Origin of the sequence: Streptomyces sp. NPDC050423 (assembly GCF_040655445.1) — a bacterium.
Lineage (GTDB): Bacteria > Actinomycetota > Actinomycetes > Streptomycetales > Streptomycetaceae > Streptomyces.
This window is the reverse complement of record NZ_JBFAJY010000008.1, coordinates 20,795-44,567: the sequence shown is the minus strand read 5'-3', so window position 1 is coordinate 44,567 and position 23,773 is coordinate 20,795. Positions and strand designations below refer to the sequence as shown.

17 protein-coding genes and 1 pseudogene are annotated in these 23,773 nt (G+C 70.9%); 15 read left to right on the top strand and 3 right to left on the bottom strand.

The window, feature by feature from the left end; genetic code table 11:
• Window positions 1-68 precede the first annotated feature (68 nt).
• Entirely contained in the window at window positions 69-656 is a 588-nt protein-coding gene (locus AB0I52_RS08555; RefSeq protein ID WP_363070262.1) for an NADAR family protein, read from the bottom strand.
• Window positions 657-863: 207 nt separating this feature from the next.
• On the opposite strand from AB0I52_RS08555, the gene AB0I52_RS08550 reads away from it, so the two are divergent.
• The 8 genes from AB0I52_RS08550 to AB0I52_RS08515 all read left to right on the top strand — a co-directional run bounded on the left by AB0I52_RS08550 (window position 864) and on the right by AB0I52_RS08515 (window position 10,607).
• Window positions 864-2,378: a gamma-aminobutyraldehyde dehydrogenase gene (locus AB0I52_RS08550; RefSeq protein ID WP_363070260.1), complete on the top strand. Its 1,515-nt coding sequence runs from the start codon at window positions 864-866 to the stop codon at window positions 2,376-2,378.
• A 71-nt stretch (window positions 2,379-2,449) separates the two neighbouring features.
• Window positions 2,450-3,700 (top strand): spermidine/putrescine ABC transporter substrate-binding protein, encoded by a 1,251-nt coding sequence (locus AB0I52_RS08545; protein WP_363070258.1) that lies wholly within the window; start codon window positions 2,450-2,452, stop codon window positions 3,698-3,700.
• A gap of 55 nt (window positions 3,701-3,755) precedes the next feature.
• Window positions 3,756-4,904: an ABC transporter ATP-binding protein gene (locus tag AB0I52_RS08540; protein WP_363070256.1), complete on the top strand. Its 1,149-nt coding sequence runs from the start codon at window positions 3,756-3,758 to the stop codon at window positions 4,902-4,904.
• 5 nt (window positions 4,905-4,909) lie between these two features.
• Window positions 4,910-5,827 (top strand): ABC transporter permease, encoded by a 918-nt coding sequence (locus AB0I52_RS08535; protein WP_363070463.1) that lies wholly within the window; start codon window positions 4,910-4,912, stop codon window positions 5,825-5,827.
• A complete protein-coding gene (locus AB0I52_RS08530) occupies window positions 5,827-6,630 on the top strand; it encodes an ABC transporter permease (protein ID WP_363070254.1) in 804 nt (267 codons plus the stop codon). The genes AB0I52_RS08535 and AB0I52_RS08530 overlap by 1 nt, the downstream gene beginning before the upstream one ends.
• A 23-nt stretch (window positions 6,631-6,653) precedes the next feature.
• Complete coding sequence (locus tag AB0I52_RS08525) at window positions 6,654-8,069, top strand: FAD-dependent oxidoreductase (RefSeq protein WP_363070252.1); 1,416 nt, start codon at window positions 6,654-6,656, stop codon at window positions 8,067-8,069.
• 160 nt (window positions 8,070-8,229) lie between these two features.
• Window positions 8,230-8,688 carry a hypothetical protein gene (locus AB0I52_RS08520; protein ID WP_363070250.1) on the top strand — a complete coding sequence of 153 codons (459 nt, stop codon included), beginning with the start codon at window positions 8,230-8,232 and terminating at the stop codon, window positions 8,686-8,688.
• A gap of 89 nt (window positions 8,689-8,777) precedes the next feature.
• The gene (locus tag AB0I52_RS08515; RefSeq protein ID WP_363070248.1) at window positions 8,778-10,607 is read left to right on the top strand and encodes a glycoside hydrolase family 18 protein; all 1,830 of its coding nucleotides are present in this window, start codon (window positions 8,778-8,780) and stop codon (window positions 10,605-10,607) included.
• Here AB0I52_RS08515 and AB0I52_RS08510 read toward each other — a convergent pair.
• A complete protein-coding gene (locus AB0I52_RS08510) occupies window positions 10,558-11,373 on the bottom strand; it encodes a phosphatase PAP2 family protein (protein WP_363070246.1) in 816 nt (271 codons plus the stop codon). The genes AB0I52_RS08515 and AB0I52_RS08510 overlap by 50 nt on opposite strands.
• 147 nt (window positions 11,374-11,520) lie before the next feature.
• The gene (gene gabT, locus AB0I52_RS08505; protein ID WP_363070244.1) at window positions 11,521-12,861 is read right to left on the bottom strand and encodes a 4-aminobutyrate--2-oxoglutarate transaminase; all 1,341 of its coding nucleotides are present in this window, start codon (window positions 12,859-12,861) and stop codon (window positions 11,521-11,523) included.
• Between the two features lie 223 nt (window positions 12,862-13,084).
• Between gabT and AB0I52_RS08500 the strand changes: the two genes are divergently transcribed.
• From AB0I52_RS08500 to AB0I52_RS08470, 7 genes and pseudogenes are all read left to right on the top strand, one after another.
• Window positions 13,085-15,535 carry an ATP/GTP-binding protein gene (locus AB0I52_RS08500; protein ID WP_363070242.1) on the top strand — a complete coding sequence of 817 codons (2,451 nt, stop codon included), beginning with the start codon at window positions 13,085-13,087 and terminating at the stop codon, window positions 15,533-15,535.
• A gap of 132 nt (window positions 15,536-15,667) precedes the next feature.
• Window positions 15,668-17,233, top strand: a complete 1,566-nt coding sequence (locus AB0I52_RS08495) for a PucR family transcriptional regulator (protein WP_363070240.1) — start codon at window positions 15,668-15,670, stop codon at window positions 17,231-17,233.
• A gap of 134 nt (window positions 17,234-17,367) precedes the next feature.
• Entirely contained in the window at window positions 17,368-18,813 is a 1,446-nt protein-coding gene (locus AB0I52_RS08490) for an aldehyde dehydrogenase family protein (protein WP_363070238.1), read from the top strand.
• 201 nt (window positions 18,814-19,014) lie between these two features.
• The gene (locus tag AB0I52_RS08485) at window positions 19,015-20,976 is read left to right on the top strand and encodes an acyl-CoA dehydrogenase family protein (RefSeq protein WP_363070236.1); all 1,962 of its coding nucleotides are present in this window, start codon (window positions 19,015-19,017) and stop codon (window positions 20,974-20,976) included.
• A gap of 85 nt (window positions 20,977-21,061) precedes the next feature.
• A pseudogene (gene aroA, locus AB0I52_RS08480) lies at window positions 21,062-22,356 on the top strand (3-phosphoshikimate 1-carboxyvinyltransferase).
• 10 nt (window positions 22,357-22,366) lie between these two features.
• The gene (locus tag AB0I52_RS08475; protein ID WP_363070234.1) at window positions 22,367-22,861 is read left to right on the top strand and encodes an amino acid transporter; all 495 of its coding nucleotides are present in this window, start codon (window positions 22,367-22,369) and stop codon (window positions 22,859-22,861) included.
• A 113-nt stretch (window positions 22,862-22,974) separates the two neighbouring features.
• Window positions 22,975-23,742 carry a hypothetical protein gene (locus tag AB0I52_RS08470; protein ID WP_363070232.1) on the top strand — a complete coding sequence of 256 codons (768 nt, stop codon included), beginning with the start codon at window positions 22,975-22,977 and terminating at the stop codon, window positions 23,740-23,742.
• Window positions 23,743-23,773: the final 31 nt, after the last annotated feature.

Here is a 23,773-nt window from a genome sequence, read left to right as displayed (position 1 = left end):
TTCGTCGGACCCGGTCGCACGTGGCCCGTGGGGCGGTGGGAATTCGTCCCGCCGCCCCACGGACCGTCTCATAGGGGCGTCCGGGTCCCCGACGCGGTTCCCGCCCCCGCCGCGGCACGCAGCCCGCTCCGCGCGTCCATCAGCGCGAACCCGAGCAGATTCAGCCCCCGCCAGGCCGCCGGGTCCTGTGCACGCGGATCGTCCGCCGCCAGCCCGATCCCCCAGATCCGGTCCATCGGGCTCGCCTCGACCAGCACCCGCTCGCCCGTACCCAGCAGGAACTCCCGCAGCGCCGGGTCCTGGCCGAACTTGTGGCGGCTGCCCGCCACCACGAGCCCGTACCGCTCGCGCTCCCAGACGGCCTCGTCGAAACCGCGGACCAGCCGGCCCACCTTCTTCGCCTCGGCCGGGCTCTTCGCCGCCACCGCCGCTTCCGCCGCCCCGGCGTCACCGAACAGCCGCGCCTTGCCGGCCATCATCCAGTGCTCCGCCGACGCGTACGTCACCCCGTCGACCGTGAACGGCGACAGCCACCACTGGCTGAGACAACTCGCACCGATCGTGCCGTCACGGCGCGGCCGGTGCCCCCAGAACCTCAGGTACTGCACCCTCTCGCCCCGGCCGGTCCGCGCCACGAGGTCATCGATGTGTTCCATGACACGCGAGTCTGGCATCCGCCACTGACACTACGTACGGGGTATTCCGCACTGACGCGACACATGGTCGACAGATTCCGTTGCGTAACCAAAAGGCAACAACGGAATCACTTGTTGGGCCCGGTCCCCTCTGTCAGGATCGGCAGTCAAATCGAGCAGAAGCTACGCCGCCCCCGCTCTGCGGGGACAGCGGCGGAGGAGAGCGTGATGGGCAACAGCTTCCAGGTACAGGACCGCTTCGCGGACGGCGCGCAGTACATCGGGGGAAGACTGCGACCCGGCACATCGGGACGCAGCCAGGACGTGGTGAACCCGGCCACGGGCAAGACCGTCTACACGTACGAGCTGGCGGGCACCGCCGATGTCGACGCGGCGGTCGCCGCCGCGCGCGCCGCCTTCCCCGGCTGGTCGGGAGCCACCCCGGCCGAGCGGTCCGAGGCGATGCACCGCTTCGCCGCCGTCCTCGCCGGGCAGGCGGACGACTTCGCGTACGCCGAGTCCCTCCAGTGCGGCAAGCCGGTCAAGCTGTCCACCGAGTTCGACGTGCCCGGAACGGTCGACAACACCTCGTTCTTCGCGGGCGCCGCCCGCCATCTGGAGGGCAAGTCCGCCGCCGAGTACGACGGCGACCACACCTCGTACGTACGGCGGGAGGCGATCGGCGTCGTCGGCTCCATCGCCCCCTGGAACTACCCGCTCCAGATGGCTGCCTGGAAGGTCCTCCCGGCCATCGCCGCGGGCAACACCATCGTGCTGAAGCCCGCCGAGATCACCCCGCTGACCTCGTTGATGTTCGCGCAGGCGGCCACCGAGGCCGGCATCCCGGACGGCGTGATCAACATCGTCAGCGGCGCGGGGAAGGAGGCCGGTGAACACCTCGTCGGCCACCCCGACGTCGTGATGACCTCCTTCACCGGCTCCACCGCCGTCGGCAAGCGGGTCGCGGAGATCGCCACCTCGACCGTCAAGCGCCTCCACCTCGAACTCGGCGGCAAGGCCCCCTTCCTGGTCTTCGACGACGCCGACCTGGCGGCCGCGGTCAACGGAGCGGTAGCCGGCTCCCTCATCAACACCGGCCAGGACTGCACGGCGGCCACCCGCGCCTACGTCCAGCGCCCGCTCTACGACGCCTTCGTGCAGGGCGTCGCCGAGCTGATGGCGACCGTCCGGGTCGGTGACCCGTTCGCCCCGGGGACCGACCTCGGCCCGCTGATCAGCCACGCCCAGCGCGACCGGGTCGCCGGATTCGTCGAGCGCGCCCGCGCCTACGCCACCGTCGTCACCGGCGGCGAGGCCCCCGGCGGCGAACTGGCCGACGGCGCCTACTACCGGCCGACCCTGATCGCCGGAGCGGCCCAGGACAGCGAGATCGTCCAGTCCGAGATCTTCGGCCCGGTCCTGGTCGTGCTGCCCTTCGACACCGACGACGAAGGCATCGCGCTGGCCAACGACACCCCCTACGGGCTCGCCGCCTCCGCCTGGACCCGCGACCTGTACCGGGCGGGCCGCGCCACCCGCGAGATCAAGGCCGGCTGCGTCTGGGTGAACGACCACATTCCGATCATCAGCGAGATGCCGCACGGCGGGTACAAGGCCAGCGGCTTCGGCAAGGACATGTCGTCGTACTCCTTCGAGGAGTACACGCAGGTCAAGCATGTCATGTACGACAACACCGCGGTCGCCCGCAAGGACTGGCACCGCACGATCTTCGGGGACCGATAGGACCGCCCCCATGTGACGGCCGGTCCACCCCGGCCGGTCCGGCCGCTCACCCACCCGAAAGGGCAACGCGCATGGAGCAGTACGAGCCCGAGCGTCTCTCCGCGGCCCAGCTGGCCGCGGTGCGTCGCACTCTGACCAGTGGCAGGGGAGCACTCACCCGCCGATCGCTGCTGCGCGCCTCCGGTACCGGCGCGCTCACACTCGGCGGACTGGGCGCGCTGAGCGCGTGCGGAATCCCTCCCGCGAAACGGGAGGGGGACGCCGCGGCGGCCTCCGACGACCACTCGGCCAAGGAGAAGCAGGTCAACTTCTCCAACTGGACCGAGTACATGGACGTCACCGACGACGGCAAGCACCGGCCCACCCTGGAGCAGTTCACCGAGCGGACCGGCATCAAGGTCAAGTACACCGAGGACATCAACGACAACGTCGAGTTCTTCGGCAAGATCAAGCCGCAGCTCGCGGCCGGCCAGGACACCGGCCGCGACATCATCTGCGTCACGGACTGGCTGGCCGCCCGTATCGTCCGCCTCGGCTGGGCGCAGAAGCTCGACCCGTCGAACCTGCCGCACGCCTACGCCAACCTCTCGGCCCAGTTCCGCTCCCCGGACTGGGACCCCGGCCGCGCCTACTCCTACCCCTGGGCCGGGATCCCCACCGTCATCGCCTACAACTCCAAGGCGACCGGCGGGCGCCGGGTCGACTCCGTCAGCCAGCTGCTCGACGACCCGCAGCTCAAGGGCCGGGTCAGCTTCCTCTCGGAGATGCGTGACTCCATCGGCATGACCCTGCTCGACATGGGCAAGGACCCCGGCGCCTTCACCGACGCCGACTACGACGCCGCGGTCGGCCGGCTCCAGAAGGGCGTCGACCGGAACCAGATCCGCCGTTTCACCGGCAACGACTACACCGCGGATCTCGACAAGGGCGACATCGCCGCCTGCGTCGCCTGGGCCGGCGACATCGTCCAGCTCCAGGCCGGCAACCCGGACGTCAAGTACGCGATACCCGCCGCGGGCTACGTCATATCCAGCGACAACATGCTGGTTCCGGTGAAGGCACGGCACAAGACCAACGCCGAGAAGCTCATCGACCACTACTACCGGCCGCCGGTCGCCGCCGAACTCGCCGCGTACATCAACTTCGTCTGCCCGGTCGACGGGGTCCGCGAGGAACTCGCCAGGATCGACCGTTCGATGGCCGACAACCCGCTGATTCTCCCGGACAAGAAGATGGCGTCCGCCTCGCACGCCTTCCGGTCCCTGACCGCCGAGGAAGAGACGGCGTACGAGGAGAAGTTCGCCAAGCTCATCGGCGCCTGACGCCCCGCCCTTCCTCCCCCCCGATCTCCCCCTGACACCACTGGGACTGCGATCCATGACACAGCAGCAGACAGGCGGCGATGTCCGCCTCACCGGGATCAGCAAGACGTACGGCTCCTTCGCCGCCGTCCAACCGCTCGATCTGACCGTCCCGCAGGGCTCCTTCTTCGCGCTGCTCGGCGCGTCCGGCTGCGGCAAGACCACCACCCTGCGCATGATCGCGGGCCTGGAGGAGGCCACCACCGGCACCGTGTCGCTCGGCGGCCGGGACATCACCGGCCTCCCCCCGTACAAGCGGCCCGTCAACACGGTCTTCCAGAGCTACGCGCTCTTCCCGCACCTCGACATCACGGAGAACGTCGCCTTCGGACTGCGCCGGCGCGGCATCAAGTCGGTCAAGAAGCAGGTCGACGACATGCTGGAGCTCGTCGAGCTCGGCGACTTCGCCCGGCGCAAACCCCACCAGCTCTCCGGCGGCCAGCAACAGCGCGTCGCCGTCGCCCGCGCCCTGATCAACCACCCGCAGGTGCTGCTCCTCGACGAGCCGCTCGGCGCCCTCGACCTCAAGCTGCGCCGCCAGATGCAGCTCGAGCTCAAGCGCATCCAGACCGAGGTCGGCATCACGTTCGTCCATGTCACCCACGACCAGGAGGAGGCCATGACCATGGCCGACACCGTCGCGGTGATGAACGCCGGCCGGGTCGAGCAGCTCGGCGACCCCGCCGATCTCTACGAGAACCCGAGGACGACGTTCGTCGCCAACTTCCTCGGCACCTCGAACCTCATCGAGGGCGAAGTCCTCTCCACCGGCAACGACATCGTCGTGTCGGCCGGCGGCGGGAAGCTCCGGCTGCCCGCCGGCCGGTGTCCGGAGCCGACCACGAAGGGCGGCAAGCTGCTCCTCGGCATCCGCCCCGAGAAGATCTCCCTCGCGCACCGCGACGACGTGGACGAGATAGCGGAGGGCCGCAACCGGGTCACCGGACGGATCGTCGACTCCAGCTTCATCGGCGTCTCCACGCAGTACGTGGTGGAGAGCCCGGCCGGCAAGTCCCTCCACGTGTACGAGCAGAACGTCGAGCGGCGCGCGGGGCTCACCGCCGGAGCCGAGGTCGTCCTGCACTGGAACCCGGCACACACCTTCGGCCTGGACGCCACCCAGGACATCGACGCCGGTGTGGAGACGGTGGAGGACGCGGCGTGAGCGTCATCCAGGAGGCGCCACCCGCTCCCGTCGAGGAGCCGAAGGTGCGCAAGCCCTCCACCCGCAAGCGCCTCGTCCCCTACTGGCTGCTGCTCCCCGGCATCCTGTGGCTCGTCGTCTTCTTCGCGCTGCCGCTGATCTACCAGGGGTCGACCTCCGTACAGACCGGATCCCTGGAGAAGGGCTTCGAGGTCACCTGGCACTTCCAGACGTACTGGGACGCGCTGACCGACTACTACCCGCAGTTCATCCGGTCCCTGCTGTACGCGGGCACCGCGACGATCCTCTGCCTGCTGCTCGGCTACCCGCTCGCCTACCTCATCGCGTTCAAGGCCGGCCGCTGGCGCAACCTGGTGCTGGTGCTGGTCATCGCCCCGTTCTTCACCAGCTTCCTGATCCGCACGCTCGCCTGGAAGACGATCCTCGCGGACGGCGGCGCGGTCGTCGACGTACTGAACACCCTGCACGTCCTGGACGTCACCAGCTGGCTCGGCTGGACCGAGTCCAACCGGGTGCTGGCCACGCCGATGGCGGTGGTCTGCGGTCTCACGTACAACTTCCTGCCGTTCATGATCCTGCCGCTCTACACCTCGCTGGAACGGATCGACGGCCGGCTGCACGAGGCCGCCGGGGACCTGTACGCCACCCCCGCCACCACCTTCCGCAAGGTGACGTTCCCGCTCTCCATGCCGGGCGTGGTCTCCGGCACCCTGCTGACCTTCATCCCGGCCAGCGGCGACTACGTCAACGCGGAACTGCTCGGCTCCACCGACACCAAGATGGTCGGCAGCGTCATCCAGACCCAGTTCCTGCGCGTCCTCGACTATCCGACGGCGGCCGCGCTCTCCTTCATCCTCATGGCGGTCGTTCTGATCGCGGTCACCTTCTACATCCGCCGCTCCGGGACGGAGGACCTGGTCTGATGCCCGTACTGCGCTGGCTGCGACGCCACATCATCGTCATCGCGGGTCTGCTGACGCTCGCCTACATGATCCTTCCGAACATCGTCGTGATGGTGTTCTCCTTCAACAAGCCCAACGGGAGGTTCAACTACTCCTGGCAGCGCTTCTCGCTGGACGCCTGGAAGGACCCCTGCGGGGTGGCCGACATGTGCGGCTCGCTCTCCCTCTCCCTCCAGATCGCCTTCTGGGCCACGGTCGGCGCGACCGTGCTCGGCACGATGATCGCGTTCGCCCTGGTCCGCTACCGCTTCCGGGCGCGTGGCGCGATCAACTCGCTGATCTTCCTGCCGATGGCGATGCCCGAGGTCGTCATGGCCGCCTCGCTGCTCACGCTGTTCCTCAACATGGGCGCACAACTGGGCTTCTGGACGATCCTCATCGCGCACATCATGTTCTGCCTCAGCTTCGTCACGACGGCGGTCAAGGCGCGGGTCATGTCGATGGACCCCAGGCTGGAGGAGGCAGCGCGCGATCTGTACGCCGGGCCCGTGCAGACCTTCGTACGGGTCACCCTGCCGATCGCCGCCCCCGGAATCGCCGCGGGAGCGCTGCTCGCATTCGCGCTCTCCTTCGACGATTTCATCATCACCAATTTCAACGCGGGCTCCACCGTGACCTTCCCCATGTTCGTCTGGGGTTCGGCCCAGCGCGGCACGCCCGTGCAGATCAACGTCATCGGTACGGCAATGTTCATCGTTGCGGTACTGGTGGTTCTCGCCGGCCAGCTCATCGCCAACCGGCGCAAGAACAGCGCACGACCCTGAAAGTCCCGAAGGAGTTGGAAACCATGGCCCCAGTCGCCATGCGCACCGCCGCCCAGTCACTCGCCGACGCCAAGCCGGTCTCGTTCTGGCTGGACGACCCCGGCAGGCCCGAAGCGCTCCCCGCGCTCACCGGCGACGAGCACTGCGACCTCCTCGTCATCGGCGCCGGCTACAGCGGACTGTGGACCGCGCTGCTCGCCAAGGAGCGCGAACCGGAACGCGATGTCGTCCTCATCGAGGGGCACGAGACGGGCTGGGCCGCCTCGGGCCGCAACGGCGGATTCTGCGCCGCCTCCCTCACCCACGGCCTGCCCAACGGGCTGGAGCGCTGGCCCGAGGAGATCGGGAAGCTGGAGGAGCTGGGCGCGCGCAACCTCGACGCCATCGAGGAGGCGGTCGCCCGCTACGGCATCGACTGCGAGTTCGAGCGCACCGGTGAAATCGATGTCGCCACCGAGCCCCACCAGCTCGAAGAGCTGCGGGAGTGGCACCAGGAGATGGAGCGGCGCGGCTTCGGCGGCGTCGATTTCCTCGACCGTGACGCGCTGCGCACCCATGTCGACTCACCGACATTCCTGGGCGGCCTCTGGGACCGCCGCGGGGTCGCGATGCTGCACCCCGCCAAGCTGGCCTGGGGTCTCAAGCAGGCCTGTCTCGACCTGGGCGTGCGGATCTACGAGCACACCCGCGGGCTGGAGCTGGCCAGAACCGGAACCGGAATGGCGGTCCGCACCCCGTACGGAAAGGTCCTCGCCCGCCGCGTCGCCCTCGGCACGAACATCTTCCCGTCGCTCGTGAAGCGGGTGCGCCCGTACACCGTCCCGGTCTACGACTACGCACTGATGACGGAGCCGCTGACCGCCGGACAGCTCGCCGCCATCGGCTGGCAGAACCGGCAGGGGCTGGGAGACAGCGCCAACCAGTTCCATTACTTCCGGCTCTCCGCGGACAACCGGATCCTGTGGGGCGGATACGACGCGATCTATCCGTACGGGGGCCGGCTCAGCGCCCGTCTCGACCAGCGGCCGGAAACGTTCCTGAAGCTCGCCGGGCAGTTCTTCGAATGCTTCCCGCAATTGGCGGGAGTGCGTTTCACTCATGCCTGGGGCGGCGCGATCGACACCTGTTCCCGATTCTCCGCGTTCTTCGGTACGGCCCATCAGGGCCGGGTCGCCTATGCCGCCGGATACACGGGACTCGGCGTCGGGGCCACCCGGTTCGGCGCCGACGTGATGCTCGACCTCCTCGCCGGTGAGCGGACGGAGCGGACCGCGCTGGAGATGGTGCGCAGCAAGCCGATGCCGTTTCCGCCGGAGCCGCTGGCCTGGGCCGGAATCGAGCTGACGAAGCGCTCCCTGGCCAGGGCCGACGAGAACGGCGGCCACCGCAATCTGTGGCTGCGGACGATGGACCGGATGGGGCTCGGCTTCGACAGCTGAACCCGCGTCCGACCTGCGGCGTCGCCCGGCCGGGCCCACCGTGACCCAGTTCACTACCGGTTGGTAGCCGAACCCGCGTAATGGATCGGCCCCGCCCCGCTCTCTTTCCGTGAACGCACCGGCAAATCCCTGCCGGTGCGACACGGAACGGAGGCGGGCCATGACTGGCTCGGGGGTCAAGGCAGCGGTCGAGTGGCTCGTGTCGGTGGCACCGGATCCCGGCGCCTGCCGGCGGGAGTGGGAGCGCGATCCGCGGGGGATCGCGCTCCTTCCCGCCGGCCGGCGCTGGGACGTGCTGATTCTGCCGGGGAGGCTGGGCTGTCGGACGCTCGACGTGCTCACCCGGCTCATCGACCGGCCGGGGCCGGTCCTCGCCGGCTTCGGCGACGCCCGCATCGGGTTCTTCGTGCCGCCGGGCACCGCCGACCGCTGGATCGGCACGGGGATCCGCGGCGCGGGCCAGGGCACCTGGATCGTGGTGCCCCGTCCGGGGCGGGCCGCAGGCGGGGTGCGCTGGCTGATTCCGCCCGACGGATCGGGCACGCTCACCGACGCCACGCTGCTGGAACTCGCGATGCACGAGGCCGCTGGAGGGGCCGCGGCGGGGGACATCGGTTAGGCGACCGGGTGCCAGAGGTCTTGACAACCGGATTGGTCTGGACCATGTTGTGCGCGCCACACTCAATTCCCCCCTGCACGGAGGCCGTTGTGGAACGCACGGGACCCCCCGCCCGCATTACCGGACTTCTGGCCGCCTTCACGGCCGCCCTGCTCGCCGCCGGCGGCCTGGCGGCCTCGGCGCCGAGTGCCGCCGCGGCCGACGCCGATCTGGCGCGCAACGGAACCTTCGAGGCCGGCCTGGACGGCTGGAGCTGTACGGGCGGCAGCGGAGCCGCTGTCAGCACCCCCGTGCACGGCGGCACCTCGGCGCTGAAGGCGACCCCGGCCGGCAGCGACAACGCCAAGTGCTCCCAGACCGTGACGGTCAAGCCCGACTCCACGTACACACTGAGCGCGTGGGTGCAGGGCAGCTACGTCTTCCTGGGGGCGGACGGCACCGGCACCACCGACGTGTCCACCTGGACACAGTCCGCCGACGGCTGGAAGCAGCTCACCACCACGTTCAGGACGGGCGCGGCCACCACCTCGGTGAGCGTCTACACGCACGGCTGGTACGGCACCCCCGCCTACTACGCCGACGACCTCACCCTCGTCGGCCCCGGCGGCGACCCGGTCGCGCTCCCGGCGGTACCCGCGGGCCTGAAGACCGGCACGGCCACCGCGTCCTCGGTCCCGCTGTCCTGGACGGCGTCCGCGGGCGCCACCGGCTACAACGTCTACCAGGGCGGGACGAAGGTCCTCTCCGCCACCGGTACCTCGGCGACCGTGACGGGCCTCGCGGCCTCGACCGCGTACAGCTTCCAGGTCACCGCCACCAACGCGGCGGGCGAGTCAGCCAAGTCCGCCGCGGTGCCCGCCACCACCAAGACCGGCGGCAGCGGGGGAGGTGGCGGCACGGACCTGCCGGCCCACGCCCTCGTCGGCTATCTGCACTCCAGCTTCGCCAACGGCTCCGGCTACACCCGGATGGCGGACGTGCCCGACTCCTGGGACGTGATCGACCTGGCCTTCGGCGAGCCGACCTCCGTCACATCGGGCGACATCCGCTTCTCGCTCTGCCCGGTCGCGGAGTGCCCGAACGTCGAGTCCGCGGCCGAGTTCAAGGCGGCCATCAAGGCCAAGCAGGCCGCCGGCAAGAAGGTGCTGATCTCCATCGGCGGCCAGAACGGACAGGTGCAGCTCGCCACCACCGCCGCCCGTGACACCTTCGTCTCCTCGGTCAGCAAGATCATCGACGAGTACGGTCTGGACGGACTGGACATCGACTTCGAGGGCCACTCGCTCTCGCTGAACACCGGCGACACCGACTTCCGCAGCCCCACCACGCCGGTCATCGTCAACCTGATCTCCGCGGTGAAGACCCTCAAGGCCAAGTACGGCGACAAGTTCGTCCTCACCATGGCCCCCGAGACCTTCTTCGTGCAGCTCGGCTACCAGTACTACGGCTCGGGCCCGTGGGGCGGCCAGGACCCGCGCGCCGGCGCCTACCTCCCGGTGATCCACGCCCTGCGCGACGACCTCACCCTGCTGCACGTCCAGGACTACAACTCGGGCTCCATCATGGGTCTGGACAACCAGTACCACTCGATGGGCGGCGCCGACTTCCACATCGCGATGACCGACATGCTGCTGACCGGTTTCCCGGTGGCGGGCGACCAGACCAAGGTCTTCCCCGGTCTCCGCCCCGACCAGGTCTCGATCGGCCTGCCGGCCTCCACCCAGGCGGGCAACGGCCACACCTCGCCCGCCGAGGTCACCAAGGCGCTGAACTGCCTGACGAAGAAGACCGACTGCGGCTCGTACGCCACCCACGGCACCTGGTCCGGACTCCGCGGACTGATGACCTGGTCGATCAACTGGGACCGCTTCAACAACTGGGAGTTCTCGAAGAACTTCGACGCCTACTTCGGCGGCTGAGCACCAGCGGGAGGAGCAGCAGCCCGCACAGGAACCAGCTGCCCAGCACGTCCAGCGGCCAGTGATAGCCGCGCAGCACCAGACCGATGCCCGTCGCCGCCGTCAGCAGGACAGCGGCGACGGGCATCATCCATGAGCGCCTCACATACGGGGCGAGCAGCAGCGCGGCCGCCCCGTACGCCACGGCGGCGGTCGCCGCATGGCCCGACGGGTAGTAGCCGGTGGCGTCGGTCAGCGGCCCCGGGCGGGCGATCCAGTCCTTCAGCGGGACGACGAGCAGCGGCACCGCGGTCATGGTGAGCGCCGCGGTGAACGGTTCACGGCGCGCGCCGCGCACCAGCGACCAGACGATCGCGCAGCCCAGCACCGGCAGCGCGACCTGCGTATTGCCGAGATCGGCGAGGAGTTCGGTGAGCCGGGCCGGACCGTGACCGACCAGGGCCCGGCCGGTGCGCTCGTCCAGGCCGCGCAGCGGGCCGCCGGCCGCGATCTGCCAGGTGGTAAGCGCGAACAGGGCCAGCAGGCCCGACACCACGGAAACGAGAAGAGCCGTCCGTCCCGGAACGGGGGGGGTTGTTCCGGGACGGACGGCAGGACCGGTGTGCCGCGCGCCCCGGGGGGTGTGGGGCGGGCGGCCATCCGATCGGTGAGGAGTTCCGGAGCCCGAGGCTCCAGTGGTGTGCGCGAAGGCACGACCAGGACGGCGCTGGGGGAGCTCCGACCCGGTATCGCCCGCGGTTCCCTGCGGGCGGGGTGTTTCTCTCATCTGCGGAAACCGTACGTCAGGCGATGGGGGACCGACAGCGGGAACGGTATCCCGCCATCGCCCCCGCACACCTTCTTCACAGGCCCTCACCCGGGCGCCGGGCATCCCCGGAGGAAACGCCGCGGCCGCCTCCGGAACCCGCCGGCCTCAGAGGGTGGCGAACGCCTGCTCGATGACGTCGAGGCCCTCGCCCAGCAGGTCCTCGCCGATCACCAGCGGCGGCAGGAAGCGCAGGACGTTGCCGTACGTGCCGCAGGTGAGCACCAGCACGCCCTCGGCGTGGCAGGCCTTGGCGAGCTGCGCGGCCGCCTCCGGGTTCGGGTCCTTGGTGCCGGACCTCACCAGCTCGATCGCGATCATCGCGCCGCGGCCGCGGATGTCACCGATGAGGTCGCCGTTCGGCAGCTTCGCCCGCATCTCGGCGAGCCGGCCCTTCATGACCTCCTCGATGCGCTTGGCCTTCCCGTTCAGGTCCAGCTCGCGCATCGTCTCGATGGCACCGAGGGCCCCGGCGCAGGCGACCGGGTTCCCGCCGTACGTACCGCCGAGGCCGCCGGCGTGCGCCGCGTCCATGATCTCGGCGCGGCCGGTGACCGCGGAGAGCGGGAGGCCGCCCGCGATGCCCTTGGCGGTGGTGATCAGGTCGGGGACGATGCCCTCGTCCTCGCAGGCGAACCACTGGCCGGTGCGGCAGAAGCCGGACTGGATCTCGTCGGCGACGAAGACGATGCCGTTGTCCTGGGCGAACCGCGCGATCGCCGGGAGGAAGCCCTTGGCCGGCTCGATGAACCCGCCCTCACCGAGCACCGGCTCGATGATGATCGCGGCGACGTTGTCCGCGCCGATCTGCTTGGTGATCTGGTCGATGGCCTGGGCGGACGCCTCGGCACCGGCGTTCTCGGCACCGGTCGGCCAGCGGTAGCCGTACGCCACCGGCACCCGGTAGACCTCGGGCGCGAACGGGCCGAAGCCCTGCTTGTACGGCATGTTCTTCGCCGTCAGTGCCATCGTGAGGTTGGTCCGGCCGTGGTAGCCGTGGTCGAAGACGACGACGGCGGTGCGCTTGGTGTACGCACGGGCGATCTTCACCGCGTTCTCGACGGCCTCGGCGCCCGAGTTGAACAGCGCGGACTTCTTCGCGTGGTCGCCCGGTGTCAGCTCGGCGAGCTGCTCACAGACCTCGACGTACCCCTCGTACGGAGTGACCATGAAACAGGTGTGGGTGAAGTCGGCGAGCTGCGCCGACGCGCGCCGCACCACGGCCTCGGCGGAGGCGCCGACCGATGTCACGGCGATACCGGAGCCGAAGTCGATCAGCCGGTTGCCGTCCACGTCCTCGATGATCCCGCCACCGGCACGGGCGGTGAACACCGGCAGCGTGGAGCCCACACCGGCGGCGACCGTCGCGAGACGGCGGGCCTGCAGCTCCACCGACTTCGGGCCGGGAATGGCGGTGACGAGGCGGCGCTCCTGCGGAATAGCGGTCATGCGGGGCTCCTGGGGGTGTTTCGGACGCTTCTGTTTCTGCAGGCTAGGGGCGGGGGCGGGGCGCGGGCATGCTCCGATCGGGAGTGGTGGGGGGCGTGTCCTTGTCCGTGGCGGACAGAAGGCGGTACGGGGACCGGAGCGGCCCGTTCCCCGTCACTATCCGGGCGGGGCACTAGATTGGCCGTGCAGCGGTCGGACCTGGCTGGTCAGGGGGCAACGGTTCATGGACAACGAAAGCACGCACGGCACCCGGGGCACGTGGGGTGCGCAGCCGCCCGACGGCCGCCCCGGCGGGCCCGGGAGCTCCGTGCCGCACCCGGCCGGCCCGCCGCCCGCCGTTCCGCCCGGCCCGCCGCCCGTCGCCCCGCCCGCGTTCTCCCCGACGGTGCCGCCGCCCAGCGGGCCGCCGAACCTTGGCGGTGCGCCCCGAGGGGGAACGCCGATCGCCCAGTGGCTGGACACCCCCCGCCCTGCTGTTGGCCCCGGGGTCTGGCGGTACGCATACGTGCCGCGGCCCGCCGAGAAGCCTCCTCGGCCGTCTGTGCTGGGGCGCGTGCTCACGCTGGTGCTCGCTCTGATCGTCGTGGCATACAGCTCGGGCTACCGCATTCCCTACCTGGGTCTTCCGTTCCGTTTCCTCACGCCGCGGGACTGGTGGACGCTGGGCAACGAACTCCGGCCGGGTGTCGCTCCGGACATTGCCTACGCCTGGCAGGCCCTCTACTTCCAAGCCATGACTCTCCTGCTCACGCTGTGGGCGGCAAAGCTCGGGAACTGGGCGGGTTTCTTCCGTCACTACGCAGGGGCGAACCTCGCGCGCGCGAGACTGATGGCAACGGGGCTGGGCGCATTCATTGCTCTGTGGGTCGTCTGGAACGGCAGCGTGCCCATCTTGGAGATCGTCTTCCTGGCGATTCCGAGAAGTCTCCTGCGTGCCGACGGCAGTGCGTTCACCGTGGCTCTGGTCGCCTACGGTGCCTACGCCATGGTCGCCGCCGTGGTGGTGTGGCCCTTCGCCCGTATCGGCCGGTGGCACGCCGCTGTCGAGGGAGTCCGGCAACGCCGGGCGGGCGCACAGGCGCGACTCCCGGCCGCGCCCGCCTTCGAGGACTCGTCGCGCTGGCCCGAACTGCGTGCTGCGGGACTCCCCGAAGCGGCGGACGTCCTTACCGGAGCAGTCCAGGCCGATCGCATGAACGACGTCGACTGCGCGCGGCTGGGCCAGGCGTGGGAGCGGGCACGATTCAGCTCTGATCGCCTCGCCGCCTTTGCGGCAGAGACCGTACGCAAAGGGCCGGATGCCTTCCTTCACCCTTCGGGGAGCCGGGACCTGCCACTGCGGTCGGCCCGTCACGACCTGCTGACCGATCAGGTCCGTATCGGTGTCTGTGTCGACAACGAGCGCAACCCCCACGCGCGCCGAGGCACGGGTGTCGCTCTGGAACCCGCCGCCCTGGGAACCTCCCTGCTGGCGGTCGGGCCGTCCGGCGCGGGCAAGACCGCCCGGCTGGTGCGGCCGGTCGTCGAGACGCTGGCGCTCCAGGCGCTCGCCGGCAAGGCCGCCGTGCTCGCCGTGGGCGCGGCGGGGGCCTCACTCGGTCCGGACGAGGCGTTCGACGTCGTCGTGAAGGTCGGTGACCCCTCGTCCCTGCACGATTTCGATCTCTACGGCAGCACGACCGATCCCGACGAGGCCGCGGCCACTCTCGCGGAAGGGCTGGTCGGAGACGTTCCGGACCTGGACAGCCGACGCGCGGCTCTCGCGCTCGGCCAGTTGCTCGGTCCCTATCGCACCGTCCATGGCCACTTCCCGTCCGTCCCGGAGCTCCGTGAACTACTCGCGGGGAGCGAGCTGGTCCTCACCGAGCTGCGACAGGCTCTGGAGGAGGGCGGCCACCACGCCATGTTGCGTGAGCTGGATGCCCGAGTGCGTCACACGGGCAGTAGCGGAGACCCGGCCACGGTCCTCGCCGAGCGGATCGGCCTGCTCGACCGGCCCGCTTTCGCGGGGTTCTTCGCCACCGGTCCTGACGCCCGGCCCTTCACTCTCCGCTCTCTCGAACAGCACCCGGTCAGGGTCCGGATCGATCTTCCGGAACGCGTGCACGCCGGTGCGTCGAGGGTCCTGACCCGTCTGATTCTTGCGCAGTTCAACTCGATCGCCGCAGCGCGAACGGAGCGCTCGCGCTTCGCCTGTCTGGTGCTCGACGACGCGACCGGCACGATCACTCCCGGAACCGTCAGGGGTCTGCGGCATCTCAGGTCCGTCAATGCCGGTGCGGTGCTGGCACTGCGAACCGTGGACGACGTCCCCGAAGGGCTGCATTCCGCACTGCTCGGTGCCATGGGGTGCGGGATGATCTTCTCCGGCGTCACCACCTGGGACGGAAAACGGTTCTCGGAAGCCTGGGGCAAGGAATGGGTCACGGTCCGGGAAGTGGCCAAGCACACCGTTTTCGCGGACCAGCCGGTCACCCGCGCTCTGCACGCACTGCGGAAGCTGGCCACGGGCAACGCTGTCACCACCGACGCAGTCACCGTGCGACAAGTGGAACGGGAGCGCTGGTCGGCGTCACAGCTGGCGTACGAGCTGCCGGCCGGTCACGCGGTCCTCTCCCTCACCACCGTCGACGGCGAGCACGCACCCCCGCTCCTGGTGGAACTGGGAGGCTGACGGGTTACGTGGCAGCAGCGGTACGGGCGGGCTGAGAGCGGTTACGGGAACCCTGCCGCCCTGGCAGAATCGATGGCAGCCGTTCATACGCGACGGCACAATCGACGCCCCCTCCCAAAGGTCGCCCGTCCCATGCCGCCCACGCTCGCCTCGCTCGTCCAGCACTCGGCGCTCAAGCTCACGGTCCGTGCGGGGGCCGACGGGCTCGACACGCCCGTGCGCTGGGCGCACGCCAGCGAGCTGGCCGACCCCGTCCGCTACATGGAGGGCGGTGAACTGCTGCTGGTCACCGCGACCAATCTCGACGCCGAGAGCCCGGAAGGCATGCAGCGGTACGTGCGACGGCTGGCCGGGTCCGGAGTCGTCGGGGTGGGCTTCGCCGTCGGCGTGAACTACGACGACGTACCCAGGGCACTGATCGACGCCGCCGAGGAAGCGGGCCTGCCGCTCCTCGAAGTGCCCCGCCGCACCCCGTTCATCGCCATCGCCAAGGCGGTCTCCTCGGAGATCGCCGCCGACCAGTACCGGGCCGTCACCGCCGGCTTCGAGGCGCAGCGCGAACTCACCAGGGCGGCGCTCTCCGGGGACGGACCCGCCGAACTCCTCACCCGGCTCGCCGCGCACGTCGACGGCTGGGCCGCGCTGTACGACGCCTCCGGGGCGGTCGTGGCCGCCGCCCCCGACTGGGCCGCCCGCCGCGCCGCCCGGCTCACCCCCGACGTGGAACGCCTGCGGGACCGCCCGGCCCCCGCCAGCGCGGTCGTCGGCGACACCGACGACCGGGTCGAGCTCCAGTCCCTGGGCACCGGCCGCCGGGCCCGCGGCGCACTCGCCGTCGGCACCGGGTCGGCGCTCGGCACCGCGGAACGGTACGCGGTGCACTCGGCGGTCGCCCTGCTCACCCTCATCACCGCCCGCTCCCGCTCGCTCCAGGGCGCCGAACAGCGACTCGGCGCCGCGGTGCTGCGCATGCTGCTCGCCGGCCAGCCCGACCACGCACGCGCCGTCGCCGGAGATCTCTACGGCGGACTGCTCGACGCGCCCTTCCGGCTGCTCATCGCCGAGGCCACCGAACCCTCGACCACGGCGCAGCTGGCCGAGGCGATGGAGACCGCGGCCTCCCGGTCGGGCGAGACCGTGCTCATGGTGCCCGAGGGCGAACGCCTCGTCGTCCTGGCCGCCGACGGGGGCACCGCGGTCGCCGCCTGCACGGCCTACGCGGAGGCCCAGGAGAAGCGGCCCGCGCACGAACCGGCGGAGAACACCGAAGTGGTCGTCGGCCTCTCCGCCCCCGCGGGGCCGATCGCCGTCTCGGCCGCGTACAAGCAGGCCGAGCAGGCCCTGTCGGTGGCCCGCCGGCGGGGCAGGGCGCTGGTCGAGCACGAGGAGCTGGCGACCGGCTCGGTGCTCCCGCTGCTCGCCGACGACGCGGTCCGCGCCTTCGCGGACGCCATGCTCCGCGCCCTGTACGAACACGACACCAAGGGCCGCGGCGACCTGGTCGCCTCCCTGCGGGCCTGGCTCTCCCACCACGGCCAGTGGGACGCCGCCGCCGCGGACCTGGGAGTGCACCGGCACACCCTGCGCTACCGGATGCGGAGGGTGGAGGAGATCCTCGGCCGCTCGCTGGACGATCCGGACAGCCGGATGGAACTCTGGCTCGCCCTCAAGGTCACCAGCCCCCCGACGACGCCGTAGGAACGGGGCCCCTTCCTCCGACAAACCGGCGCACCCCGGAGCGCCTCTGCTCCACCCCGGACAAACGCCGGACCGGCGGCACGGCCCTACGGTGGGGGCGGAACACCCCACGACATCGAAGGGCCGGAACCTCCATGACCTCCACCCACGCCTTCTGGCTGGCCGGCCGCGAGGCCACCGGCGAGGAAAGCTTCGACGTCACCAACCCCTGGGACGGCCGGCTCGTCGGCACCGTCGCCGTGCCCACCGAGGCCCAGGTCGAGGAGGCGGTCGCCGCCGCCCACGCCGTGCGCGACGAGTTCGCCGCGACCCCGGCCCACGTCCGCGCCGCCGCGCTCGACCACGTCGCCCGGCGCCTGACGGAGCGCACCGAGGAGATCGCCCAGCTGATCTCCGCCGAGAACGGCAAGCCCGTCAAGTGGGCGCGCGGCGAGGTCGGCCGGGCCGTCTCGGTGTTCCGGTTCGCCTCCGAGGAGGCCCGCCGCTTCAACGGCGGCGACGCCCAGCGCCTCGACACCGACCCCGGCGGCACCGGCCGGCTCGGCCTGACCCGGCGCTTCCCGCGCGGCACGGTCCTGGGCATCGCCCCGTTCAACTTCCCGCTGAACCTCAGCGCCCACAAGGTCGCCCCGGCCATCGCCGTCGGCGCCCCGATCATCCTGAAGCCCGCTCCGGCCACCCCGATCTCGTCCCTGATCCTCGGCGAGCTGCTCGCCGAGACCGACCTGCCGGCCGGCTCCTGGTCCGTGCTGACGGTCCCCAACGACCGGATGCCCGCCCTCGTCCAGGACGAGCGGCTGCCCGTGATCTCGTTCACCGGCTCCGCCCAGGTCGGCTACTCGATCATGGACTCGGTGCCGCGCAAGCACTGCACCCTGGAGCTCGGCGGCAACGGCGCGGCGGTCGTCCTCGGCGACTACGCCTCCGAGGCGGACCTGGACTGGGCCGCGACCCGTATCGCGACCTTCTCCAACTACCAGGGCGGCCAGTCCTGCATCTCGGTGCAGCGCGTCATCGCGGACGTCACGGTCTACGACCGGCTGCTCCCGAAGATCGTCGCGGCCGTCGAGGCCCAGGTCACCGGCGACCCGTCCGACGCCGCCACCGACGTCGGCCCGCTGGTCAACGAGGACGCCGCCAAGCGCGTCGAGTCCTGGGTCGACGAGGCGGTACGGGCCGGCGGCACGCTGCTCACCGGCGGCAAGCGCGACGGGGCGACCTACGCCCCGACCGTCCTCACCGACCTCCCCGACGGCGTCAGCCTCTCCTGCGAGGAGGTCTTCGGCCCGGTGCTCTCGGTGCAGAAGGTGGACGGCGAGGCCGAGGCGTTCGCCTCCGTCAACTCCTCCAAGTACGGGCTCCAGGCAGGCGTGTTCACCCACGACCTGCAGACCGCCTTCCGCGCCCACCGCGCGCTGGAGGTCGGCGGCGTGATCATCGGCGACGTCCCCTCGTACCGCGCGGACCAGATGCCGTACGGCGGCACCAAGCAGTCCGGCACCGGCCGGGAGGGCGTCCGGTACGCGATGGACGACTACACCTACGAGCGGGTCCTGGTCCTCACCGGTCTCGCCCTGTAGCCCTGCGGCCCGCAGGGGCCTCAGTCGAGCGGCCGGAGCCCACTGTGCGGGAGCTCCGGCCGTTTCCGTATTCCGCCAGCTGTACAGGTCACTGGAGTGGCGGCCGACCCGATCGGCGTCCTGAGGATGGTGGCACCGGCAGGAATCGGGTACATACGGACAAGTAGAAGTCCCCCGACGAAGCGGCGAGGTGAGCTCCTCATGTCCGCACCATCCGCACAACGGCCGTCCGCACCACAGCACACGCCCAAGGTCTCCGAGCGTGAAGCGCGCCAAGTGGCCGAGGACGCGCGTGAGCGGGACTGGCACAAACCCAGTTTCGCCAAGGAACTCTTCCTGGGCCGCTTCCGCCTGGACCTGATCCACCCGCATCCGCTGCCGGCCGGCGAGGACGTCCGGCGCGGCGAGGAGTTCCTCGCCCGGCTGCGCGAGTTCTGCGACAGCAGGATCGACGGGGCCCTGATCGAGCGCGAGGCCAGGATTCCCGACGAGGTGGTCAACGGCCTCAAGGAACTCGGCGCGCTGGGCATGAAGATCGACGTGAAGTACGGCGGTCTGGGCCTGACCCAGGTGTACTACAACAAGGCCCTCGCCCTGGTCGGTTCCGCCAGCCCGGCGATCGGCGCCCTGCTCTCCGCCCACCAGTCCATCGGCGTGCCCCAGCCGCTGAAGATCTTCGGCAGCCAGGAGCAGAAGGACACCTTCCTGCCCCGGCTCGCCCGTACCGACATCTCGGCCTTCCTCCTCACCGAACCGGACGTCGGCTCCGACCCGGCACGCCTGGCGACCTCCGCCGTCCCGGACGGCTCCGACTACGTGCTCGACGGGGTGAAGCTGTGGACGACCAACGGGGTCGTCGCCGATCTGCTCGTCGTCATGGCCCGGGTCCCGAAGTCGGAGGGCCACAAGGGCGGCATCACGGCCTTCGTGGTCGAGGCCGACGCCCCCGGCATCACCGTGGAGAACCGCAACGCCTTCATGGGCCTGCGCGGACTGGAGAACGGCGTCACCCGCTTCCACGAGGTCCGCGTCCCCGCGGCCAACCGGATCGGACCGGAAGGCGCCGGGCTCAAGATCGCGCTCACCACCCTCAACACCGGACGGCTCTCGCTGCCCGCCATGTGCGTCGGCTCCGGGAAATGGTGTCTCAAGATCGCCCGCGAGTGGTCGGCGGTCCGCGAGCAGTGGGGCAGGCCGGTCGCCCGGCACGAGGCGGTCGGCTCGAAGATCTCCTTCATCGCCGCGACCACCTTCGCCCTCGAAGCGGTCGTCGACCTCGCCTCCCAGATGGCCGACGAGAACCGCAACGACATCCGGATCGAGGCCGCGCTCGCCAAGCTGCTGGGCTCCGAGATGGGCTGCCTGATGGCCGACGAACTCGTCCAGATCCGCGGCGGCCGCGGCTTCGAGACGGCGGAGTCCCTCGCCGCCCGCGGTGAACGGGCCGTCCCCGCCGAGCAGATGCTCCGGGACATGCGCATCAACCGGATCTTCGAGGGCTCGACGGAGATCATGCACCTGCTGATCGCCCGGGAGGCGGTCGACGCCCACCTGAAGGTCGCCGGGGACATCATCGACCCCGACAAGCCGCTCTCCGCCAAGGCGAAGGCGGGCGCCAACGCCGCCGGCTTCTACGCCCGGTGGCTGCCCAGGCTCGTCGCCGGACCCGGACAGCTTCCGGGCACCTACGGGGAGTTCCACCCCGCGGGCCACGCCGACCTGTCCGGCCATCTGCGCTACGTCGAGCGCTCCTCCCGCAAGCTGGCGCGCTCCACCTTCTACGCCATGTCGCGCTGGCAGGGCCGGATGGAGACCAAACAGGGCTTCCTCGGCCGGATCGTCGACATCGGCGCGGAACTCTTCGCGATGAGCGCCGCCTGCGTCCGGGCCGAACTCCTGCGCACCGGCGACGACCACGGCCGCGAGGCGTACCAGCTCGCCGACGCCTTCTGCCACCAGTCCCGCGTCCGGATCGAGGAACTCTTCACCCGGCTGTGGTCCAACACCGACGACCTGGACCGGCGCGTGGTCGACGGCGTCCTGTCGGGTACGTACACCTGGCTGGAGGAGGGCATCGTCGACCCGAGCGGCGAAGGCCCGTGGATCGCCGACGCCACCCCCGGCCCCTCCACCCGGGACAACGTGCACCGGCCCATCCGCTGAGCGCCTGACGCCGGACCGGGCGGGGCGCGTCCACTCGCTGGACGCGCCCCGCCGCCGCGCGTGCGGCACGGCAGGATGGGGACCCGTGACCGTCATCCACGTCCCCGGTTCCAAGTCCGTCACCGCGCGCGCCCTCTTCCTGGCCGCCGCCGCGAACGGCACCAGCACGCTCGTACGTCCGCTGAGCTCCGACGACACCGAGGGCTTCGCCGAAGGGCTCACCGGCCTCGGCTACCAGGTAGTGCGGGAGGCGGAGCGCTGGCGGATCACCGGCCGCCCCTCCGGGCCCGCCGCCACCGAAGCCGACATCTACTGCCGCGACGGCGCGACCACGGCCCGCTTCCTGCCGACGCTCGCCGCGGCCGGGGCCCGCGGCACCTACCGCTTCGACGCCTCGGCGCAGATGCGCCGCCGCCCCCTCGCCCCGCTCACCGAGGCGCTGCGGGCCCTCGGCGTCGACCTCCACCACGAGGGGGCCGAGGGCCACCACCCGCTGCGGATCGCCGCCGCGGGCATCAGGGGCGGCGAACTGACCCTGGACGCCGGGCAGTCCAGCCAGTACCTCACCGCGCTCCTGATGCTCGGACCGCTGACGGCCGAGGGGCTCCGGATCACCGTCACGGAACTGGTGTCGGCGCCCTACATCGAGATCACCCTCGCGATGATGCGCGGCTTCGGCGTCGAGGTCACCCGCGGAGGCCCCGGCGACAACGTCTTCACGGTGCCGCCGGGCGGCTACCGGGCCACCACGTACGCCGTCGAGCCGGACGCCTCCTCCGCGAGCTACTTCTTCGCGGCGGCGGCCCTCACCGGCCGGGAGGTCACCGTCCCCGGACTCGGCCGGGACGCCCTCCAGGGAGATCTGGGGTTCGTCGACGTACTGCGCCGGATGGGCGCCGAGGTGCGCACGACCGCCGACTCCACCACGGTCCGCTCCACCGGTACGCTCCGAGGCCTCACCGTCAACATGCGCGACATCTCCGACACCATGCCGACGCTGGCGGCGATCGCCCCCACGCCTCGGGGCCGGTGCGCATCGAGGACGTCGGCAACACGCGCGTGAAGGAGTGCGACCGGCTGGAGGCGTGCGCCGGGAACCTGCGGCGGATGGGCGTCACGGTCACGACGGGCCCGGACTGGATCGAGATCAGGCCGGGCACCCCGCGGGCCGCGGAGATCGCCACCCACGGCGATCACCGCATCGTCATGTCGTTCGCCGTCGCCGGCCTGCGGACCCCCGGCCTCACCTACGACGACCCCGGCTGCGTACGCAAGACGTTCCCCGGGTTCCACGAGGCCTTCGCCGCGTTCGCGCAGCTCCCGGCCCGGCCGGAGCCCGGCCCGGGAAATCCTGGACGGGCGCCCGCGGCTCAGGGATAGTCTCCGCGGCATGATGTCCGCCTCCGATGTCCTCTCCGTGCTCTCCCTGCTGCGCGAGGCCGGTACGGACGTGGTGATCGCCGGTGGCTGGGGGATCGACGCGCTGGTCGGCGAGGAGACCCGCCCCCACCAGGACCTCGACCTGCTGCACCGGCGTGAACAGGAACCCGCCCTCGTCGCCGCCCTGGTGGCGGCCGGCTACGCGCAGACGGTTGACTGGCGGCCCGTACGGTTCGTCCTCAGCCATCCGTCCGGGTCCGGAATCGACCTGCATCCACTGGAGTTCGCCCCCGACGGATCGGCGACCCAGTCGTCGTTCGACCCGCGCGAGCCGTTCCGCTACCCGGCGGAGTGCTTCGTCACCGGCACCGTCGGCGGGACACCGGTGCGCTGCATCTCGGTGCGGCAGCAGGTCGAGTTCCACCAGGGCTACGACCCCGGCCCGGCCGACCTGCACGACATGGCCCTGCTCCGCCGGGAGTTCGGCGTCACCACGCATTTCTGAGGGCGACCGGCCCGCCGGTGTCCCGGACCGGCGGGATGCAGCACAATCGAGCGTCGGCCGGGAGCGCGACGGGCAACGGGAAACCAGCGAACAAAGCGAACAAGGGGACAGACATGCACGGGGCGAGGAATCCGCGGGGACGGCGGCACCGGGTGGCCGCCGTCGGGATCGCGGCCGCGATGGCCCTGGGCGTATCCGCCTGCGGCAGCGACGACGACGGCAAGGGCGGCTCCGCCGGCGCGGACAAGGGCGGCAAGGCCTCGGCCGAGCACTCCGGAACGCGGGCGCCCGACGAGGCACGGCTGAAGGCCGCCTCCTTCACCGACGGCGAGAGCGTCGGCACGTACACCGCGTCCGAGTACGCGCTCGGCGGCCCCCTCGGCGACGACTACACCGCGGACCCGGCCGGATGCCAGCCGCTCGTCAGCCTCGCCGCTGAGGTCAGCGACCCCGACCCCACCGCCCAGGTGCAGCGCAAGGCCGACGTCCCGGAGGAGATGCTCGGCGTCACCGTCGACGTCACGCTGCGCGGTTACGGGGACGGCGGGGCGGCCACCGTCATGAAGGCACTCGGCAAGGCCGGCCGGGACTGCGCCGGAGGCTTCACCGAGCAGCGGGCCGTCGCCCGTGCGAAGTACCTGAAGGTCGAGCCCGCCAAGGCCCCCGCTTTCGCCTCCGAGGCCGATGAGTCGAAGGCGTACCGCTTCACCATCCTCGACGTGAAGGGGAAGGAGAAGCTGTACGAGTACCTCACCGTCGTCCGCTCCGGCTCCACCACCCTCGCCTTCCGCGCGGAGATCACCTCCACCAAGGACATCGGCGGAGTCCCGCCCGAGATCATGGCCGCCCAGTGGGCGAAGTTCCGTGCGGCGAAGGGCTGAGGCCGCGATGAACGAGCAGTCACGGGCCGGC

Excerpts from the sequence above, each read along its gene's own strand:
- AB0I52_RS08540 (WP_363070256.1), top strand. The coding sequence starts at position 3,756 with ATGACACAGCAGCAGACAGGCGGCGATGTCCGCCTCACCGGGATCAGC.
- AB0I52_RS08485 (WP_363070236.1), top strand. The coding sequence starts at position 19,015 with ATGTCCGCACCATCCGCACAACGGCCGTCCGCACCACAGCACACGCCC.
- AB0I52_RS08495 (WP_363070240.1), top strand. The coding sequence starts at position 15,668 with ATGCCGCCCACGCTCGCCTCGCTCGTCCAGCACTCGGCGCTCAAGCTC.
- AB0I52_RS08510 (WP_363070246.1), bottom strand. The coding sequence starts at position 11,373 with ATGAGAGAAACACCCCGCCCGCAGGGAACCGCGGGCGATACCGGGTCG.
- AB0I52_RS08530 (WP_363070254.1), top strand. The coding sequence starts at position 5,827 with ATGCCCGTACTGCGCTGGCTGCGACGCCACATCATCGTCATCGCGGGT.
- AB0I52_RS08490 (WP_363070238.1), top strand. The coding sequence starts at position 17,368 with ATGACCTCCACCCACGCCTTCTGGCTGGCCGGCCGCGAGGCCACCGGC.
- AB0I52_RS08525 (WP_363070252.1), top strand. The coding sequence starts at position 6,654 with ATGGCCCCAGTCGCCATGCGCACCGCCGCCCAGTCACTCGCCGACGCC.
- AB0I52_RS08545 (WP_363070258.1), top strand. The coding sequence starts at position 2,450 with ATGGAGCAGTACGAGCCCGAGCGTCTCTCCGCGGCCCAGCTGGCCGCG.
- AB0I52_RS08500 (WP_363070242.1), top strand. The coding sequence starts at position 13,085 with ATGGACAACGAAAGCACGCACGGCACCCGGGGCACGTGGGGTGCGCAG.
- AB0I52_RS08555 (WP_363070262.1), bottom strand. The coding sequence starts at position 656 with ATGGAACACATCGATGACCTCGTGGCGCGGACCGGCCGGGGCGAGAGG.
- gabT (WP_363070244.1), bottom strand. The coding sequence starts at position 12,861 with ATGACCGCTATTCCGCAGGAGCGCCGCCTCGTCACCGCCATTCCCGGC.
- AB0I52_RS08475 (WP_363070234.1), top strand. The coding sequence starts at position 22,367 with ATGATGTCCGCCTCCGATGTCCTCTCCGTGCTCTCCCTGCTGCGCGAG.
- AB0I52_RS08520 (WP_363070250.1), top strand. The coding sequence starts at position 8,230 with ATGACTGGCTCGGGGGTCAAGGCAGCGGTCGAGTGGCTCGTGTCGGTG.
- AB0I52_RS08470 (WP_363070232.1), top strand. The coding sequence starts at position 22,975 with ATGCACGGGGCGAGGAATCCGCGGGGACGGCGGCACCGGGTGGCCGCC.
- AB0I52_RS08550 (WP_363070260.1), top strand. The coding sequence starts at position 864 with ATGGGCAACAGCTTCCAGGTACAGGACCGCTTCGCGGACGGCGCGCAG.